Origin of the sequence: Cupriavidus sp. H19C3 (assembly GCF_049393815.1) — a bacterium.
In the GTDB taxonomy this organism is placed as follows: domain Bacteria; phylum Pseudomonadota; class Gammaproteobacteria; order Burkholderiales; family Burkholderiaceae; genus Cupriavidus.
Window position 1 is genome coordinate 3709655 of the sequence record NZ_CP184985.1, and the last position, 16567, is coordinate 3726221.

Here is a 16567-nt window from a genome sequence, read left to right on the forward strand (position 1 = left end):
GGGAATCGGGCATTCTATCACCCGCTGTTGTCCCGCCTGTGCATTCTAGGGCGATTTGCGGGTTTGTTCGGGGGCGTTCCGGGGGACTTCCGGCCAGGTCATGCCAAGGCCGCCCCGGCCACCGGACGCCGCCGGGGGATTCGACCGCGTGGCGCCAGAAAGTTCGGCGCCACCGCGGCGGCGCCTCACCGGGTACCGCGCGCGCGTTCCTCGGCAAAGCGGCGCCGGAACGCCTCGAAGCGGTGCTGCTCGATGGCCTCGCGCATTTCGCGCATCAGTTCCAGGTAGTAATAGAGGTTGTGGACGGTGTTCAGGCGTGCGCCCAGGATCTCTCCGACGCGGTGCAGGTGGTGCAGGTACGCGCGCGAGAAATTGCGGCAGGTATAGCAGCCGCACTGTGCGTCGAGCGGGCGCGGGTCGTTGCGGTGCGCCGCGTTGCGGATCTTGACGTCGCCGAAACGCGTGAACAGCCAGCCGTTGCGCGCGTTGCGCGTCGGCATCACGCAGTCGAACATGTCGACACCCGCGGCCACGCCGGCCACGAGGTCTTCCGGCGTGCCCACGCCCATCAGGTAGTGCGGCTTGTGGGCCGGCAGCCGCGGCGCCACGTGCGCCAGCACGCGCATCATGTCTTCCTTGGGCTCGCCGACCGAGAGGCCGCCGATCGCATAGCCATGGAAGTCCAGTTCCGACAGCCCGGCCAGCGACTCGTCGCGGAGGTCCTCGAACATGCCGCCCTGGACGATGCCGAACAGCGCGTTGGGGTTGGCCAGGCGCTCGAATTCGTCGCGCGAGCGCCGCGCCCAGCGCAGGCTCATGCGCATCGAGCGCGCCGCCTCGTCGTGCGTGGCGGGACGGCCGTCGATCTCGTACGGCGTGCACTCGTCGAACTGCATGACGATGTCGGAGTCGAGCGTGCGCTGGATCTGCATCGAGATCTCGGGCGACAGGAACAGCTTGTCGCCGTTGACCGGCGAGGCAAAGGTCACGCCGTCCTCGGTGATCTTGCGCAGCTCGCCCAGCGAGAACACCTGGAAGCCGCCCGAGTCGGTGAGGATGGGCTTGTCCCAGCCGATAAAGCGGTGCAGGCCGGCATGCGTGTCGACCACGTCGAGGCCGGGACGCAGCCACAGGTGGAAGGTGTTGCCGAGGATGATCTGCGCGCCGATCTCGCCCAGCTCGAGCGGCGACATCGCCTTGACCGAGCCATAGGTGCCCACCGGCATGAAGATCGGCGTTTCCACCACGCCGTGGTTGAGGGTGACGCGGCCGCGCCGGGCGGCGCCGTCGGTCGTGATCAGTTCGAAATCGAGCATGGTTGAGTTCCGGATGGGCTGGGTGCCGTGCGTCACGCCTGGCGGGTCAGCAGCATGGCGTCGCCGTAGCTGAAGAAGCGATAGCGCTGCGCTACCGCGTGGCGATAGGCGGCGCGGATCGCTTCCACGCCGGCCAGCGCCGAGACCAGCATCAGCAGCGTGGACTTCGGCAGATGGAAGTTGGTGATGAGCGCGTCGACCAGGCGGAAACGGTAGCCGGGCGTGATGAAGATGTCGGTGTCGCCGCTGCCGGGTGCGAGCGTACCGTCCTCGCGCGCGGCGGCTTCCAGCGCGCGCAGCGAGGTGGTGCCGACCGCGATCACGCGTCCGCCGCGCGCGCGCGTCTCGCGCACCGCGTCGGCCAGGGCGGGCGCGATGGCGTACCACTCGGAATGCATGCGGTGCTCGGCCAGGTTCTCGGTACGCACGGGCTGGAACGTGCCGGCGCCGACGTGGAGCGTGAGGAAGGCGCGGCGGATGCCGGCGGCGTCGAGCCGCGCGAACAGCGCCTCGTCGAAATGCAGCCCGGCGGTGGGCGCGGCCACCGCGCCCGGGTTGCGTGCGTAGACGGTCTGGTAGCGCGTCTCGTCATAGGCATCGGGGTCGTGCGTGATATACGGCGGCAGCGGCAGGCGGCCGTACTGCTCGATCAGGTCCAGCGCCGGCGCGGGAAAGCGCAGCGTGAAGAACTGGTCCACGCGCGGGCCCACGGTGACCCGGAAGGCGTCATCGGCAAGGTGCAGCGCGCTGCCTTCGGGCGGCGTCTTCGAGGCGCGCACCTGCGCCAGCACGGTGTGGGTGTCGAGCACGCGCTCCACCAGCACCTCGACCTTGCCGCCGCTGGGCTTGTGGCCGAAGAAGCGGGCCTTGATCACGCGCGTGTCGTTGAACACCAGCAGGTCGTCCGGGCGCAGGTAGTCGAGGATATCGCTGAAGGCGCGGTCGACCAGGCGCACGGCCTCGGCCGTATCCGCCGGCGCGATGCGGTCGACCACCAGCAGCCGGCTCGCGCTGCGGTCGGGCAGCGCGGATTGTGCGATCAGCTCGGGCGGCAACGGGAAATCGAAATCGGACAGCGTCAGCATGGTGGGAACGGCGAGGTAAAAAGCGCGGCGGGTGACCCGGTCGGGACCGGTCCGGCGAAGCGGCGCCGGTGGCGACGGCCGGGTGCCGCGGGCGGCATGGGTACAATCGGCGAATCCGACATTGTAAGGCCCCGCGCGCCACGCACCACGCACCAAGCCGCGTACGGGTCTTCGTGATGCCGACTATTTCCGCCCAGATGCCAGGCACCGCCACCAAATCGCGCAGGACCCCCCCTCCCGCCGCCGCTGCCGCCGACGTGCCCGCGGTGCCCGACGCGCCCGTCGGGCCAGTTGCCGCGCCCGACGGCGCGCCGGACCGCCCGCCCGGCCGTGCGCGCGCTGCGGCCGGGCGGGCGCCGGCCGCCGGCGCCAAGCCGTCCACGGCCGCCGCACGCCTGGCCAAGCTCGGCCTGCGCCGCAGCGTGGACCTCGCGCTCCATCTGCCGATGCGGTACGAGGACGAGACCGCCATCCTCACCATCCGCGAGGCCATCGCGCGCGCCGGCGTCGGCCTCGCCGCACAGGTCGAGGGCGAGGTGATCGCAAACGAGGTGACGTTCCGCCCGCGCCGCCAGCTGGTGGTCAAGATCGCCGACGAGACCGGCGAGCTGACCCTGCGCTTTCTCAATTTCTACGGCAGCCAGACCAAACAGATGGCGGAAGGCGTGCGCCTGCGCGTGCGGGGCGATGTGCGCGGCGGCTTCTTCGGTGCCGAGATGGTGCACCCGACGGTGCGCCCGGTGGCGCCTGGTGAGGCGCTGCCGGACCGCCTGACGCCGGTCTATCCGGCCACGGCGGGCATCTCGCAGGCCTACCTGCGCAAGGCCATCGGCGGCGCGCTGGCGCGCACGCCGCTGCCGGAGACCGTGCCGCAGCCGTTGTTACGGGGCCCGCTGGCGCGCCTGAAGCTGGCCCCGCTGGCGGATTGCCTGCGCCTGCTCCACAACCCGCCGCCGCAGGAAGACGAAGCCGCGCTGGCCGACCGCTCGCACCCGGCCTGGCAGCGCATCAAGTTCGACGAACTGCTGGCGCAGCAGATCTCGCTGCGCCGCTCGCAGGCCGCGCGCCGCGAGAAGAACGCCCCCCGATGGCGCGCCGCGCCGACGGCCTGCTGACGCGTTTTGTGGGCGCGCTGCCGTTCCGGCTGACCGGCGCGCAGCAGCGCGTGGTCGAGGAAATCGCCGCCGACATGGCGCGTCCGCATCCGATGCACCGGTTGCTGCAGGGCGACGTCGGCAGCGGCAAGACCGTGGTGGCCGCGCTGGCGGCCTGCCAGGCCATCGATGCGGGCTACCAGGCGGCGCTGATGGCACCGACCGAAATTCTTGCCGAGCAGCACTATCGCAAGCTGTCGGCGTGGCTGGCCCCGCTGGGGGTGCCGGTGGTCTGGCTGGCCGGCAGTCTCAAGGCCAGGGAGAAGCGCGAGGCCGTGGCGCGCGTGGAGTCGGGCGAGGCGCAACTCGTGATCGGCACGCATGCGCTGATCCAGGACACCGTACGCTTTGCGCGGCTGGGCCTGTCGGTGGTCGACGAGCAGCACCGCTTTGGCGTGGCGCAGCGGCTGGCATTGCGCGGCAAGGCAGGCGAGGGCAAGGCAGGCGAGGGCAAGGCAGGGGAGGGCGAGGCAGGGGAGGCTGCCGCGCGGCCCCACGGCGCGCCGCCCGCCGACGACCGCGTGCCGCACCAGCTCATGATGTCGGCCACGCCGATCCCGCGTACACTCGCCATGACCTACTACGCTGACCTCGACGTCTCGGTGATCGACGAACTGCCGCCCGGGCGCACGCCGATCGTCACGCGTCTGGTCAACGACGCGCGCCGCGACGAAGTGATCGCACGCGTGCACCACGCCGCCGCCGAAGGACGTCAGGTCTACTGGGTGTGCCCGCTGATCGAGGAGAGCGAGGCGCTGCAGCTGCAGACCGCGGTGGAAACTTTCGAGACGCTGGTGGCGGCGCTGCCCGACCTGCGCGTGGGCCTCGTGCACGGGCGCCTGCCGCCGGCCGAGAAGGCGTCCGTCATGGAAGACTTCAGCGCCAACCGGCTGCAGGTGCTGGTGGCCACCACGGTGATCGAGGTGGGCGTGGACGTGCCCAACGCCTCGCTGATGGTGATCGAGCACGCCGAGCGCTTTGGCCTGGCGCAGCTGCACCAGCTGCGCGGCCGGGTCGGGCGCGGCAGTGCCGAGTCGGTCTGCGTGCTGATGTACCAGGCGCCGCTGTCGCCCACCGCGCGCGAGCGGCTGGCCACCATGCGCGAGACCACCGATGGCTTCGAGATTGCCCGCCGCGACCTGCAGATTCGCGGTCCCGGCGAGTTCCTGGGCGCGCGCCAGTCGGGCGAGGCCATGTTGCGCTTTGCCGACCTGGAGACCGACGCCTGGCTGGTCGAGTATGCGCAGGAGGCGGCCGAGGCCATGCTGGCGCACTATCCCGAGGCGGTCGAGGCACATCTGTCACGCTGGCTGGGCGGCCGCGAGCATTTCCTCAAGGCCTGAACTTTGTATGGATTGCAGCACAATCACGCGCGGCTCTGACAGCGCCGGCAATAGAAGCTAAAATCTATCGCCTAACCGAACCTGATAAGTCATGACGCTCACCGAACTCAAGTACATCGTCGCCGTCGCACGCGAACGCCATTTCGGCCGCGCGGCCGAGGCGTGCTTCGTGTCGCAGCCGACCCTCTCGGTGGCCATCAAGAAGCTCGAGGACGAACTGAACGTCCAGATTTTCGAGCGCGGCACTTCGGAAGTCTCGGTAACCGCCATCGGCGAGCAGATCGTGGCCCAGGCCCAGCGCGTGCTGGAGCAGACCATGGCCATCCGCGAGATCGCCAAGCAGGGCAAGGACCCGCTGGCCGGACCGCTGCGGGTGGGCGTGATCTACACGATCGGGCCGTATCTGCTGCCGATGCTGGTCAAGCAGATGATCGAGACCGTCCCGCAGATGCCGCTGATGCTGCAGGAGAACTACACCAACAAGCTGATCGAGCTGCTCAAGCAGGGCGAGATCGACTGCGCGATCATGGCCGAGCCGTTCCCGGACTCGGGTCTGACGGTGCGTCCGCTGTACGACGAGCCGTTCGTGGTGGCGGTGCCGCGCGGTCACCAGCTGGCCGAGCAGCGCGCCGTGGATCCGGACGAGCTCAAGCAGCAGACCATGCTGCTGCTCGGCAGCGGCCATTGCTTCCGCGACCATGTGCTCGGCGTCTGCCCCGAGCTGTCGCGCTTCTCGCAGGCGGCCGACGGCATCCAGAAGACCTTCGAGGGTTCCTCGCTGGAGACCATCCGCCATATGGTGGCCAGCGGCGTCGGCATTACCGTGCTGCCGCGCACCTCGGTGCCGGACCTGAAGCCGCGCAACGACATGCTGGCCTACGTGCCGTTTGCCGACCCGGTGCCGGACCGCCGCGTGGTGCTGGCCTGGCGCAAGAGCTTTACCCGCCTGCCTGCCATGGAAGCGCTGGCTGCCGCAGTGGCGGCATGCGATCTGCCGGGTATTCGCAGGATCTCCGACAAGCCGGTTGCGGAGGCCGTGGCAGCCTGATCCCGCCGGCCTGGACCGAACTCCCGGTTGGGAACGTGCCCTTCCCCGTCTTGCCTTGTAGATGGCCTGGCGGGGAAGGGCACGTTGCATTGGGGCCTGTCGCTGGCCCGGCCGTATCCGGACGTTGAACGGTCGACATAGCTATCGCCTATGCAATAGTTATAGATAATCAACTTCTCGTTAATCATAGCCACGCCTACACTAGGCCCATCGGAACACTGCTTCCAACCACTGCATTCGACGTCAGCCGGGAGACCCCCATGAACCGAGCAAGGACCATCCGGCAATTCATGCACAACGTGGTCAGGTGCCTGGCCGGTGTAGCGGCGGCCTACTGAAGGCCCCCTGGGCAGGAAACACTGTGTTGACGCGGACGCCAACGAGGAGAGTTGCATCATGACCATGTTCAGACTGTTTTTGCACGACTACCGGCAATTGCGCACGGAGGCCGCAGCCGCCCCGCGCGCCAGCGAGGCGGCGCGGCTGCGGTACAAGCTGTGGCGCAAGGAAATCGGCCTCGCCGTTGTCACACTGGGCGCCATGGTGATGTTTCTGGATGCCACGCGCGTGCTGGCGGGACTGACTGGCTAGTGCGTGTGCAATTTCTGATGCGATAATGCCGCGACCCCTCGGGGTATCTCCTCGTGGCATGACTCGCATTACCGGAACGGAGCTGACCTACCATGGCAAAGAAGAATGAGATGAGTGTGAACATCGGCATTTCCGACAAGGACCGCAAGAAAATCGCGGAAGGGCTGTGCAAGCTGCTCGCGGATACCTACACCCTCTACCTCAAGACCCATAACTTCCACTGGAACGTAACGGGTCCGATGTTCAACACGCTGCATCTGATGTTCGAGCAGCAGTACAACGAACTGGCGCTGGCCGTCGATTCGATCGCCGAGCGTATCCGTGCACTGGGCTATCCGGCCCCGGGCACCTACAAGGAGTACGCCAAGCTGTCGTCGATCGCCGAGGAAGACGGCGTGCCCGAGGCAACCGAGATGATCCGCAAGCTGGTGGAAGGCCAGGAAGCCGTGGTGCGTACGGCGCGCTCGCTGTTCCCGGCAATCGATGCCGCCGGCGACGAGCCGTCCGCCGATCTGCTCACGCAACGCATGCAGACGCACGAAAAGACCGCGTGGATGCTGCGCGCGATGCTGGCCTGATGGCCACCGCGGCGGCGCTTCCATAGGCCGTCCGCGCCGCGCTGGTTTCCCCGCGACGCGCCCCGGGCATACAATGCCGGGGCGCGTTTCCGTTTCTGCTCTGTCAATCATGTCCCAGCCCGCCGCCGCCCCCCAATCGCCCAGCCGCCTGGCGCTCTACGCCAGACTGGTGCGCATCGACAAGCCCATCGGCACGCTGCTGCTGCTCTGGCCGACGTTATGGGCGCTGTGGATGGCGTCGGGCGGCGTGCCCGACTGGGGCATCTTCGCCATCTTCTTTGTCGGCACGTTCCTGATGCGCTCCGCGGGTTGCGCCATGAACGACTGGGCCGATCGCGACTTCGACAAGCATGTCAAGCGCACCCGGGAGCGGCCGCTTACCGCGGGGCTGATCGCAGGCTGGGAGGCGCTGGCCATCGCGGGCGGGCTGGCGCTGATCGCGTTCCTGCTGATCCAGCCGCTCAACGCACTGACCCGGTGGCTGTCGGTGGCGGCGCTGATCGTGGCCGGTACCTATCCGTTCTTCAAGCGGTTCTTCGCGATTCCGCAGGCCTACCTCGGCATTGCGTTCGGCTTTGGCATTCCGATGGCGTTTGCCGCCGTGCAGGGCACGGTGCCCGCGGTGGCGTGGGTGATGCTGGCCGCCAACGTGTTCTGGTCGGTGGCGTACGACACCGCGTATGCGATGGTCGACCGCGACGACGACCTGCTGCTCGGCATGCGGACGTCCGCCATCACCTTCGGCCGTTTCGATGTGGCCGCCATCATGCTGTGCTACGCCGGCTTTCTGGGCCTGATGGCATGGGCCGGCATGCAGTTCGATCTCGGCTGGCCGTACGCGCTGGGCCTGCTGGCGGCCGCGGGCTGCGCGCTCTATCACTACACGCTGATCCGCGGGCGCGACCGCATGCGCTGCTTTGCCGCGTTCCGCCACAACAACTGGCTCGGTGCCTGCGTGTTTGCCGGCACCGCGCTGGCATACGTGTGGCGCTAGGCGCGGCACGCGCCCCGGCGCTCGTCGCGCCAACGGGGCCGGGCCATACCCGACCCGATGGGCCGGGCGGCCCGCCGCTTCAATCCTTGCCGAACTCCGCGCCCATCTCGCGGCCACGCGCCGCCGCGGCATGCATGGCGCGCACGAAGGCATCGGCGATACCGCCGGCCGCCATCGTCGTGAGCGCGGCATAGGTGGTGCCGCCCTTCGAGGTTACGCGCTCGCGCAGCGTAGCCACCGGTTCGGTCGACTGGCCCGCCAGCGTGGCGGCGCCGCGGAAGGTCTCCACGGCGAGCTTGCGTCCCTGCTCGGCGCTCAGGCCAAGTTCGGTGGCGGCACGCTCCATCGCTTCGATGAAATAGAACACATAGGCCGGACCGCTGCCCGAAAGCGCGGTCACGGCGTCGATCTGCGCATCGTCCTCGACCCACACACACTGGCCGACCGCTTCGGCCACGGCGGTGGCGATCGCGCGGTCCTGCGGCGACAGTCCCACCGCCGCGGCCAGTCCGGTCATGCCCATGCCGGCCAGCGCCGGCGTATTGGGCATGGCGCGCACCAGGCGCGCATGGCCGCCGAACCAGCGCTGCATGTCCTGCAGGCGGATGCCGGCCGCCACGCTGATCACGAGGCCACCGCCATCGGCGCGCGCGGCCAGGTGCGGCGCGAGCTGGGCCGCCGCGTCGCGGAACTGCTGCGGCTTGATGGCGAGCACCAGCACATCGCTGGTGCCGAAGGCCGCGTCGGGGGCCTCCTGCGTGGGCACGCCAAAGGTTTGCGCCAGGCGCTTGCGCGCGTCGGCAAACGGATCGACCACGCGAATCGCGCCGGCCGGCACGCCGCGCGCGATCAGGCCGCCGATCAGCGCGGACGCCATGTTGCCGCCGCCGAGAAAGCCGAAGGTGAGGGTATCGAGCATCGTGTCTGTTCCGGTCGGAATGGAAGAATCTTGATCAGGGCGCACGTGCGGCAAGCCCGTACGTAAAGTGCAAACCACCGCGGCAAACCACCGCGGAAACCACCGCGGAAACCACCGCGGAAACCATCGCCCAAGCCTCAGGCGGTGCGCGGCCGCGCACCGAAGATCGCGGTGCCGATGCGGACCAGCGTGGCGCCCTCGGCGATGGCCGCGGCCATATCGCCGGACATGCCCATCGACAGCGTATCCACCTCGAGCCCCGCCTCGCGCAGCTGGCCGAGCAGCACGCGCATGGCGGCAAACGGACGGCGCTGCGCGGCGGGGTCGTGCGCCGGCGCCGGAATTGCCATCAGGCCGCGCAGGCGCAGCCGCGGCAGCGCCGCGATGGCGCGCGCGAGCGGCAGCACCTCGGCTGGCACCACGCCGCTCTTGCTGTCCTCGCCGCTGATATTCACCTGGATGCAGACCTGCAGCGGCGGCAGGGTGGCGGGGCGCTGGTCCGACAGGCGCGCGGCGATGCGGAGCCGGTCGATCGCATGCACCCAGTCGAAATGCTCGGCCACCGGGCGCGTCTTGTTGCTTTGCAGGGGACCGATGAAATGCCACTGGAGTTGCGCGCGCAGGTCGGCCAGCGCCGCGATCTTGTCGATGCCTTCCTGCACGTAGTTCTCGCCAAAGGCGGTCTGGCCGGCGTCGAAGGCGGCCCGTACCACGGCGGCGGGAACGGTCTTGGAAACGGCCAGCAGCGTGACCGCGGAGGCGGGTCTGCCGGCTTGTTGTGTGGCCGCCGCGATGTCATTTTTCACAGCTTGCAAGTTGGCGGAGATTGCAGACATAATCCGGCGGACATACCAAAAAGAAGTGCCAAAGGTCGGGTCCAAGGACGGTGTTTGAAACCCCAGGTGTAAAACCCCGGACCGGCACACAACAACAAGTCGTCAATTTAGGGTGGGGTCATTATAGATGGACATCGCGCAGCTATTGGCTTTCGCCGTCAAGAACAAGGCGTCCGATCTCCACCTCTCGGCGGACATGCCGCCGATGGTGCGTATCCACGGCGACATGCGCCGGATCAACGTTGCGGCAATGGGACACAAGGATGTCCACGCCATGGTGTACGACATCATGAGCGACGCGCAACGCAAGACTTACGAAGAACGGCTCGAGGTCGATTTCTCGTTCGAGATCGGCGGCCTGTCGCGTTTCCGGGTCAATGCCTACAACACGCAGCGCGGCGCCGCCGCGGTGTTCCGTACCATTCCGTCGAAGGTGCTGACGCTGGACGACCTGCGGGCGCCGGCCGTCTTCGCCGATCTGTGCATGAAGCCGCGTGGCCTGGTGCTGGTGACGGGACCGACCGGCTCGGGCAAGTCCACCACGCTGGCGGCGATGGTCGACCATCGCAACGATAACGACATGGGCCACATCCTCACGGTGGAGGACCCGATCGAATTCGTGCACAGCTCCAAGAAGAGCCTGATCAACCAGCGCGAGCTCGGGCCGCATACGCACTCGTTTGCCAACGCGCTGCGCTCGGCGCTGCGCGAGGATCCGGACGTGATCCTGGTGGGCGAACTGCGCGACCTGGAGACCATCCGGCTGGCGCTGACCGCGGCGGAAACCGGCCACCTGGTCTTTGCCACGCTGCACACGAGCTCCGCCGCCAAGACCATCGACCGTGTGGTCGACGTGTTTCCGCCCGAGGAAAAGGACATGGTGCGCACCATGCTGTCGGAATCGCTGGAAGCGGTGATCTCGCAGACGCTGCTCAAGACGCGCGACGGCAACGGCCGTACCGCGGCACACGAGATCATGATTGCCACCCCGGCCATCCGCCACCTGATCCGCGAGAACAAGATCGCGCAGATGTACTCGATGATGCAGACCAGCAGCGGGCTCGGCATGCAGACGCTGGACCAGTGCCTGTCGGACCTGATCAAGCGCGGCATGATCAACTACAACGACGCGCGGGCCATTGCCAAGAACCCCGACGCCTTCATGGGCTGAGGACGCGCCATGCTCGACAAGGATTCCGCCTCCAGGTACGTCAACGACCTGCTCGAACTGATGGTGAACAATCGCGGCTCGGACCTGTTCATCACGTCCGAGTTTCCGCCCGCCATCAAGGTCGATGGCAAGATCACGCCGGTCTCGCAGCAGCCGCTCAATCCGACCCAGGCGCTGGGTCTCGTGCGTTCGATCATGAACGAGCGCCAGGTGCAGGAGTTCGACCGCAGCAGCGAGTGCAACTTTGCCATCACGGCGCCCAACGCGGGCCGCTTTCGGGTCTCGGCGTTCATCCAGCAGGGCAAGGCCGGGATGGTGGTGCGGACCATCAATACGCGCATTCCGTCGGTGGCGGATCTCGACCTGCCCGAGTCGCTGCACGATATCGTGATGGCCAAGCGCGGCCTCGTGATCGTGACGGGCGCCACCGGCTCGGGCAAGTCCACCTCGCTGGCGGCGATGCTCGATCACCGCAACGCGCATTCGTACGGGCACATCATCACCATCGAGGATCCGATCGAATACGTGCACGCGCACCAGAACTGCATCGTGACGCAGCGCGAGGTCGGCATCGACACCGAGTCCTGGCACGTGGCGCTCAAGAACACGTTGCGCCAGGCGCCCGACGTGATCCTGATCGGCGAAATCCGTGACCGCGAAACCATGGAATACGCGATGCAGTACGCCGAAACGGGCCATCTGTGCCTGGCCACGCTGCACGCCAACAACGCCAACCAGGCGATCGACCGCATCGTCAACTTCTTCCCCGAGGAAAAGCGCCAGCAGTTGCTGATCGACCTCTCGCTGAACCTCAAGGCGATGATCTCGCAGCGCCTGCTGCCGCGTGCCGGCAGGAAGGGGCGCGTGCCGGCCGTGGAAATCATGATCGGCACGCCGATGGTGGCGGACCTGATCTTCAAGGGCGAGATCCACGAGCTCAAGGAAGTCATCAAGAAGTCGCGCGAGCAGGGCATGATCTCGTTCGACCAGGCGCTGTTCGAACTCTACGAGGACGAGAAGATCAGCTACGAGGACGCGCTCAAGAACGCCGACTCGCTCAACGACCTGCGCCTGATGATCAAGCTCCATAGCAAGCGGCACCGCGATACCGATATCGCGGCGGGCACCGAACACCTCAACGTGATCTGAGGCAGCCGCGCCGCGCCGGCCGCGGCACGGGTTTGCTATCCTCGCAGCTGCCGGGCCCGCTCCAGGGTCCGAGGGAGGCCGTCATGAGCAATGTCTACCAGTTCGAAGCCAATGCCCTGTCGGGCCAGCCGGTGCCGCTGTCCAACTTCCGGGGCAAGGTGCTGCTGATCGTCAATACCGCCAGCGAATGCGGTTTCACGCCGCAATACGCGGGCCTGCAGATGCTGCAGGACACCTATGCCGCGCGCGGCCTGGAAGTGCTGGGTTTTCCGTGCAACCAGTTCGGCAAGCAGGAGCCCGGCGATGCGGCGCAGATCGGTGCGTTCTGCGAAGCGCGCTTTCATGTCACCTTTCCGATGTTCGCCAAGATCGACGTCAATGGCGCCGATGCGCATCCGCTCTACCGCTGGCTGACCGCCGAGAAGCCCGGCGTGCTGGGCACGCAGGCGATCAAGTGGAATTTCACCAAGTTCCTGGTGCGGCGCGACGGCACGGTGTACAAGCGCTATGCGCCGACCACCAAGCCCGAGGAACTGCGGGCCGACATCGAGACGCTGCTGGCCGATCCGGGCGCGTAGGCGTCAGCGTGTCTGATTGCCCCATCGCCGTCAGCCTGCCCCGTCGCCCTCAGCGTGCCTCGCCGGCCTCGTTGGTCTCGCTGGTCCCGTCCGGCTGCATCGCGCGCAGGAAGCCGTTGAGCGAGCGGTCCGGGGTCTCGTGATAGTGCTGGTCGAGCATATGAATGGCGCGGCAACGGTCGAGGCGGAAGGTGCGATAGTCGCCGCGCGTCGTGCACCACGCCGCCAGCAGCCAGACATTGCCCCAGAAGAACAGCCCGAGCGGCTGCACCACGCGTAATGTCATGCGTTGCTGCGCATCGCAGTAGTCGAGCTGCAGCAGGCGCTGGGTGTTCATGCCCTGGTGCACCACGTCGAAAGCCTGTCGCACCGCGGGCTGGTTCAGATATTCGGGCGCAAAGATGCGGCTCTGCTGCGCCGCCACGCGGCGTGGCGGCGGCAGCGCGGCAACCAGCTTCTCGAGCGCGGGATCGGCGGCCGCGGCCAGCGAGCCGCCACCCCATGCCTTGAGCAGGCGCAGGCCGGCCACCATCGCCTCCACCTCGAGCCCGGAAAACATCAGCGGCGGCACTTCGTAGTCGGCACGCAGCCGATAGCCGATGCCGGCTTCACCCTCGACCGGCACACCGGACAGCGAAAGTGCCTGGATATCGCGATAGACGGTCCGTTCCGATACGCCGAGGCGCTGCGCGAGCAGGGCCGCGGTGGTCAACCGGCGGCCGCGCAGTACCTGCACGATCTGGAAGAGGCGGTCGGCGCGTCGGCTCATGGGCGCTGCGGTCAGGCGGCCGCCGGCTCGTGCAGGCCGATGCGGTTGCCCTCGCTGTCGGTGATATGGGCGTAGCGGCCCATGTCATCCGGTAACTGCACGGGGCCATGCACGGTGCGGCCGCCGGCGTACGCCACGCGCTGCAACACCGCGTCGAGGCCGGGCGCGTTGAGGTACGGCACCGGGCCGTAGAACGCGCTCGAACGGTAGCGTTCGCCGGAGACCAGCGCACCGGCCGGGCCGTCGTGCGGGAATACCGCGAGGTCGACGTCGCCGACGGTGGCGCGGCGCAGGCGCGTATCGAGCACCGTCTCGTAGAACTGAACGGCGCGTTGCATGTCGACGACTGGAATTTCCAGCCAGTTGATCAGGGCATTGGACATGATGGCTCTCCTCGGGCATCGATGGGAGTGCGCATCTTGCGCGGAGGCTCCTGACAACGTGCTGTCAGGAGCCTGTCAGGGGCCGGCACGCGCGTGCTCAGTGTGGCATCCATGCGGCGAGCAGCGGCACCATGATGGCGGTCAGCACGCCGTTGAGGCCCATGCCGAGCGCGGAGAACGCGCCTGCTTCCTGGTTGACCTGAAAGGCGCGCGCGGTGCCGATGCCGTGCGCGGCGACACCGGTGGCAAAACCGCGCACGGTGTAGTCGCGCACGCGCAGCAGATTGAGCAGCCCGGTGGTGCTGACCGCGCCGATGATGCCGGTGGCCATGACCAGCACCGCGGTCAGCGAGGGCAGGCCGCCGATCTTCTCGGCCACGCCCATCGCGATCGGAATGGTGACCGACTTGGGCGCGAGCGAGCGCACCACGTCGGGCGAGGCACCGAGCGCCCACGCGATGCCGACCGCCGACACCACCGCGACGAACGAACCCGCGAGCAGCCCGGCCAGCAACGGCAGTACCTGCGCGCGCAGCTTGGGCAACTGCAGGTAGAGCGGCACCGCGAGCGCCACCGTGGCCGGGCCGAGCAGAAAGTGCACGAACTGCGCGCCGTCGAAGTAGGTCTTGTACGGCGTGCCGGTGACGGTCAGCACCGTTACCAGCAGCGCCACCGAAATCATCACCGGATTCGCCAGCGGCGAGAAGCGCGCGCGCTCGTAGACGCGGTAGGCAAACACGTAGGCCAGCAGCGTGGCGGTCAGTCCGATCAGCGGGCTGGCGGCCAGGTAGACCCAGATCTCGTTGAGGCGCGGCGCCATCATGCGTCGTCTCCCGCCGGCGGCTTGCGCATCAGCGCGCGCGTGACCAGTGCCGTGGTGGCGATGGCGAGCCAGGTCGATATCACCAGCGAGACCACGATCGGCAGCCACTCACTGCCGATGGTGCGCGCATGGACCATGATGCCGACGCCGGCCGGCACGAACAGCAGCGACAGATGCTTGAGCAGCTCGCTGGTGGTGCCCTGGATCACGGGCAGCAGGCGGTTGTCGAAGGCCAGCCAGCCGAACAGCAGCAGCATGCCGATCACGGGGCCCGGTACGGGCAGGCGCAGCGCGTAGCTGATTACCTCGCCAATGGTCTGGAAGACCAGCAGAATCGCGAAGGTCTGGAGCATGGGGGCGTGGGGGCGTGGGGCACGGAGTCCGGATGGCCCCTATGTTACGCCGCTTGTGACGCCGCTTGTGACGCCGCTTGTGACGCCGCGTATGACACCTTTGGCGTGGTTGCCCCTGGCGTTGCGTCCGTGGCCATGCCGCGTGCCCGCGCCGGTGCCGGCACGGGCCCGGGCCCGGCCTGGCTCACCCAGGCAGAGCCGGCAGATCAGGCGGCCAGCATGCGGTCCACCAGCTCCACCCAGTGCATCACCGGCGTCTCCGTGCCGCTTTGCAGATGCGTGATGCAGCCGATATTGCCAGTCACGATGCTCTCGGGCTCGGTCGCCGCGAGCTTGGCCAGCTTGTCGTCGCGCAGACGGTACGACAATTCGGGCTGGAGCACCGAATAGGTACCGGCCGAGCCGCAGCACAGATGGCTGTCGGCGCAGAGCTTGACCTCGATGCCGAGCCCGGTCAGCAGCGCCTCCACCTTGCCCCGCACCTGCTGGCCGTGCTGCAGCGTGCAGGGCGGATGCCAGGCCACGCGCCGGCCGTCGCGCGGTACGGCCCCGGCCAGGCGATGGAGGTCGTCGGCGAACTCCGGCAGGATCTCGGCCACGTCGCGCGTGAGCGCGGACACGCGCGCGGCGCGCTCGGCGTAGGCCGGATCGTTGCGCAGCAGGTGGCCGTAGTCCTTGACCATCGCGCCGCAGCCCGAGGCGTTCATCACGATGGCCTCGACGCCGGCTTCAATATGCGGCCACCAGGCGTCGATATTGGTCCGCATGTTGTCGAGGCCGCCGGCGTGGTCGCCGGTATGAAAGCGGATCGCGCCGCAGCAGCCGGCTTCGCGCGCGACCACGGTCTGCACGCCCAGGCGGTCGAGCACGCGCGCGGTGGCCGGATTGATGTTGGGCGACATGGCCGGCTGCACACAGCCTTCGAGCAGCAGCATCTTGCGCGCATGCGCGGTTTGCGGCCACTTTTGCGGTATTTTGCCCGGCACGGCCATCCTGGTGGCGGCGGGTACCTTGTTGCGCAGCGTGGCCGGCAGCAGCGGGCGCACCAGTTGCCCCATGCGCAGCGCAGGGCCGAACAGCGCCGGACGCGTCAGGGTTTCGCGCAGCGCCCAGCGCTTGAGGCGGTCGGCGGGCCGGCGCTCGATGCCTTCGCTGGCGAGCACGTCGTCCACCACCTTGCGCCCGATATCGACCAGGCGCCCGTAGCGCACGCCCGACGGACAGGTCGATTCGCAGTTGCGGCAGGTCAGGCAGCGATCGAGATGCAGGCGCGTGGTCTCGGTGACGGGGCTGCCCTCGAACACCTGCTTCATCAGGTAGATGCGTCCGCGCGGGCCGTCGAGCTCGTCGCCGAGCAGCTGGTAGGTGGGGCAGGTGGCGGTGCAGAAGCCGCAGTGCACGCATTTGCCGACGATGGACTTGGCTTCCTCGCCCTCGGGGGTGTTGCGCAGGAATTCGGCCAGGGTGGTTTGCATGG

Annotated in this window: 16 protein-coding genes and 1 pseudogene; 8 read left to right on the plus strand and 9 right to left on the minus strand. The window is 68.0% G+C overall.

Going from position 1 to position 16567, the window contains the following annotated elements; translation table 11 throughout:
- Window positions 1–185 precede the first annotated feature (185 nt).
- Window positions 186–1316, minus strand: coding sequence for a tRNA guanosine(34) transglycosylase Tgt (tgt, locus tag DFLDMN_RS17180; protein ID WP_423196074.1), 1131 nt, complete (start codon window positions 1314–1316; stop codon window positions 186–188).
- Window positions 1317–1348: 32 nt separating this feature from the next.
- Window positions 1349–2401, minus strand: coding sequence for a tRNA preQ1(34) S-adenosylmethionine ribosyltransferase-isomerase QueA (gene queA / locus DFLDMN_RS17185; protein ID WP_423196075.1), 1053 nt, complete (start codon window positions 2399–2401; stop codon window positions 1349–1351).
- A 197-nt stretch (window positions 2402–2598) separates the two neighbouring features.
- Between queA and recG the strand changes: the two are divergent.
- The 5 genes and pseudogenes from recG (at window position 2599) to ubiA (ending at window position 8109) form a co-directional block, all read left to right on the plus strand.
- Window positions 2599–4898: pseudogene (recG, locus tag DFLDMN_RS17190) on the plus strand (ATP-dependent DNA helicase RecG).
- A 91-nt stretch (window positions 4899–4989) separates the two neighbouring features.
- Window positions 4990–5946, plus strand: coding sequence for a LysR substrate-binding domain-containing protein (locus DFLDMN_RS17195; RefSeq protein WP_423196076.1), 957 nt, complete (start codon window positions 4990–4992; stop codon window positions 5944–5946).
- A gap of 396 nt (window positions 5947–6342) precedes the next feature.
- The gene (locus DFLDMN_RS17200) at window positions 6343–6537 is read left to right on the plus strand and encodes a hypothetical protein (protein ID WP_423196077.1); all 195 of its coding nucleotides are present in this window, start codon (window positions 6343–6345) and stop codon (window positions 6535–6537) included.
- 92 nt (window positions 6538–6629) lie between these two features.
- Window positions 6630–7115, plus strand: a complete 486-nt coding sequence (locus DFLDMN_RS17205; protein WP_423196078.1) for a Dps family protein — start codon at window positions 6630–6632, stop codon at window positions 7113–7115.
- Window positions 7116–7224: 109 nt separating this feature from the next.
- Entirely contained in the window at window positions 7225–8109 is an 885-nt protein-coding gene (gene ubiA, locus DFLDMN_RS17210) for a 4-hydroxybenzoate octaprenyltransferase (protein WP_423196079.1), read from the plus strand.
- A gap of 79 nt (window positions 8110–8188) precedes the next feature.
- Here the strand turns inward: ubiA and proC are convergent, their stop codons facing one another.
- The gene (gene proC / locus DFLDMN_RS17215) at window positions 8189–9028 is read right to left on the minus strand and encodes a pyrroline-5-carboxylate reductase (protein ID WP_423196080.1); all 840 of its coding nucleotides are present in this window, start codon (window positions 9026–9028) and stop codon (window positions 8189–8191) included.
- 137 nt (window positions 9029–9165) lie between these two features.
- A complete protein-coding gene (locus DFLDMN_RS17220) occupies window positions 9166–9864 on the minus strand; it encodes a YggS family pyridoxal phosphate-dependent enzyme (protein WP_423196081.1) in 699 nt (232 codons plus the stop codon).
- Between the two features lie 127 nt (window positions 9865–9991).
- Here DFLDMN_RS17220 and DFLDMN_RS17225 point away from each other — a divergent pair, with 127 nt between their 5' ends.
- From DFLDMN_RS17225 to DFLDMN_RS17235, 3 genes are all read left to right on the plus strand, one after another.
- The gene (locus tag DFLDMN_RS17225; RefSeq protein WP_423196082.1) at window positions 9992–11035 is read left to right on the plus strand and encodes a type IV pilus twitching motility protein PilT; all 1044 of its coding nucleotides are present in this window, start codon (window positions 9992–9994) and stop codon (window positions 11033–11035) included.
- A gap of 9 nt (window positions 11036–11044) precedes the next feature.
- On the plus strand, window positions 11045–12184 hold the full coding sequence (locus DFLDMN_RS17230) for a PilT/PilU family type 4a pilus ATPase (RefSeq protein ID WP_423196083.1): 1140 nt from the start codon (window positions 11045–11047) through the stop codon (window positions 12182–12184).
- A gap of 83 nt (window positions 12185–12267) precedes the next feature.
- A complete protein-coding gene (locus DFLDMN_RS17235; RefSeq protein ID WP_423196084.1) occupies window positions 12268–12762 on the plus strand; it encodes a glutathione peroxidase in 495 nt (164 codons plus the stop codon).
- A 49-nt stretch (window positions 12763–12811) separates the two neighbouring features.
- Here the strand turns inward: DFLDMN_RS17235 and DFLDMN_RS17240 are convergent, their stop codons facing one another.
- The 5 genes from DFLDMN_RS17240 to glcF form a co-directional block, all read right to left on the minus strand.
- The gene (locus DFLDMN_RS17240) at window positions 12812–13531 is read right to left on the minus strand and encodes a helix-turn-helix transcriptional regulator (protein WP_423196085.1); all 720 of its coding nucleotides are present in this window, start codon (window positions 13529–13531) and stop codon (window positions 12812–12814) included.
- A gap of 11 nt (window positions 13532–13542) precedes the next feature.
- Window positions 13543–13914 (minus strand): VOC family protein, encoded by a 372-nt coding sequence (locus DFLDMN_RS17245; protein WP_423196086.1) that lies wholly within the window; start codon window positions 13912–13914, stop codon window positions 13543–13545.
- A 97-nt stretch (window positions 13915–14011) separates the two neighbouring features.
- Complete coding sequence (locus DFLDMN_RS17250; protein ID WP_423196087.1) at window positions 14012–14737, minus strand: LrgB family protein; 726 nt, start codon at window positions 14735–14737, stop codon at window positions 14012–14014.
- Window positions 14734–15090, minus strand: coding sequence for a CidA/LrgA family protein (locus DFLDMN_RS17255; protein WP_423196088.1), 357 nt, complete (start codon window positions 15088–15090; stop codon window positions 14734–14736). Before DFLDMN_RS17255 ends, DFLDMN_RS17250 begins: the two co-directional genes overlap by 4 nt.
- Before the next feature lie 206 nt (window positions 15091–15296).
- Window positions 15297–16565, minus strand: a complete 1269-nt coding sequence (gene glcF, locus DFLDMN_RS17260) for a glycolate oxidase subunit GlcF (RefSeq protein ID WP_423196089.1) — start codon at window positions 16563–16565, stop codon at window positions 15297–15299.
- Window positions 16566–16567: the final 2 nt, after the last annotated feature.

Excerpts from the sequence above, each read along its gene's own strand:
- tgt (WP_423196074.1), bottom strand. The coding sequence starts at position 1,316 with ATGCTCGATTTCGAACTGATCACGACCGACGGCGCCGCCCGGCGCGGC.
- queA (WP_423196075.1), bottom strand. The coding sequence starts at position 2,401 with ATGCTGACGCTGTCCGATTTCGATTTCCCGTTGCCGCCCGAGCTGATC.
- DFLDMN_RS17195 (WP_423196076.1), top strand. The coding sequence starts at position 4,990 with ATGACGCTCACCGAACTCAAGTACATCGTCGCCGTCGCACGCGAACGC.
- DFLDMN_RS17200 (WP_423196077.1), top strand. The coding sequence starts at position 6,343 with ATGACCATGTTCAGACTGTTTTTGCACGACTACCGGCAATTGCGCACG.
- DFLDMN_RS17205 (WP_423196078.1), top strand. The coding sequence starts at position 6,630 with ATGGCAAAGAAGAATGAGATGAGTGTGAACATCGGCATTTCCGACAAG.
- ubiA (WP_423196079.1), top strand. The coding sequence starts at position 7,225 with ATGTCCCAGCCCGCCGCCGCCCCCCAATCGCCCAGCCGCCTGGCGCTC.
- proC (WP_423196080.1), bottom strand. The coding sequence starts at position 9,028 with ATGCTCGATACCCTCACCTTCGGCTTTCTCGGCGGCGGCAACATGGCG.
- DFLDMN_RS17220 (WP_423196081.1), bottom strand. The coding sequence starts at position 9,864 with ATGTCTGCAATCTCCGCCAACTTGCAAGCTGTGAAAAATGACATCGCG.
- DFLDMN_RS17225 (WP_423196082.1), top strand. The coding sequence starts at position 9,992 with ATGGACATCGCGCAGCTATTGGCTTTCGCCGTCAAGAACAAGGCGTCC.
- DFLDMN_RS17230 (WP_423196083.1), top strand. The coding sequence starts at position 11,045 with ATGCTCGACAAGGATTCCGCCTCCAGGTACGTCAACGACCTGCTCGAA.
- DFLDMN_RS17235 (WP_423196084.1), top strand. The coding sequence starts at position 12,268 with ATGAGCAATGTCTACCAGTTCGAAGCCAATGCCCTGTCGGGCCAGCCG.
- DFLDMN_RS17240 (WP_423196085.1), bottom strand. The coding sequence starts at position 13,531 with ATGAGCCGACGCGCCGACCGCCTCTTCCAGATCGTGCAGGTACTGCGC.
- DFLDMN_RS17245 (WP_423196086.1), bottom strand. The coding sequence starts at position 13,914 with ATGTCCAATGCCCTGATCAACTGGCTGGAAATTCCAGTCGTCGACATG.
- DFLDMN_RS17250 (WP_423196087.1), bottom strand. The coding sequence starts at position 14,737 with ATGATGGCGCCGCGCCTCAACGAGATCTGGGTCTACCTGGCCGCCAGC.
- DFLDMN_RS17255 (WP_423196088.1), bottom strand. The coding sequence starts at position 15,090 with ATGCTCCAGACCTTCGCGATTCTGCTGGTCTTCCAGACCATTGGCGAG.
- glcF (WP_423196089.1), bottom strand. The coding sequence starts at position 16,565 with ATGCAAACCACCCTGGCCGAATTCCTGCGCAACACCCCCGAGGGCGAG.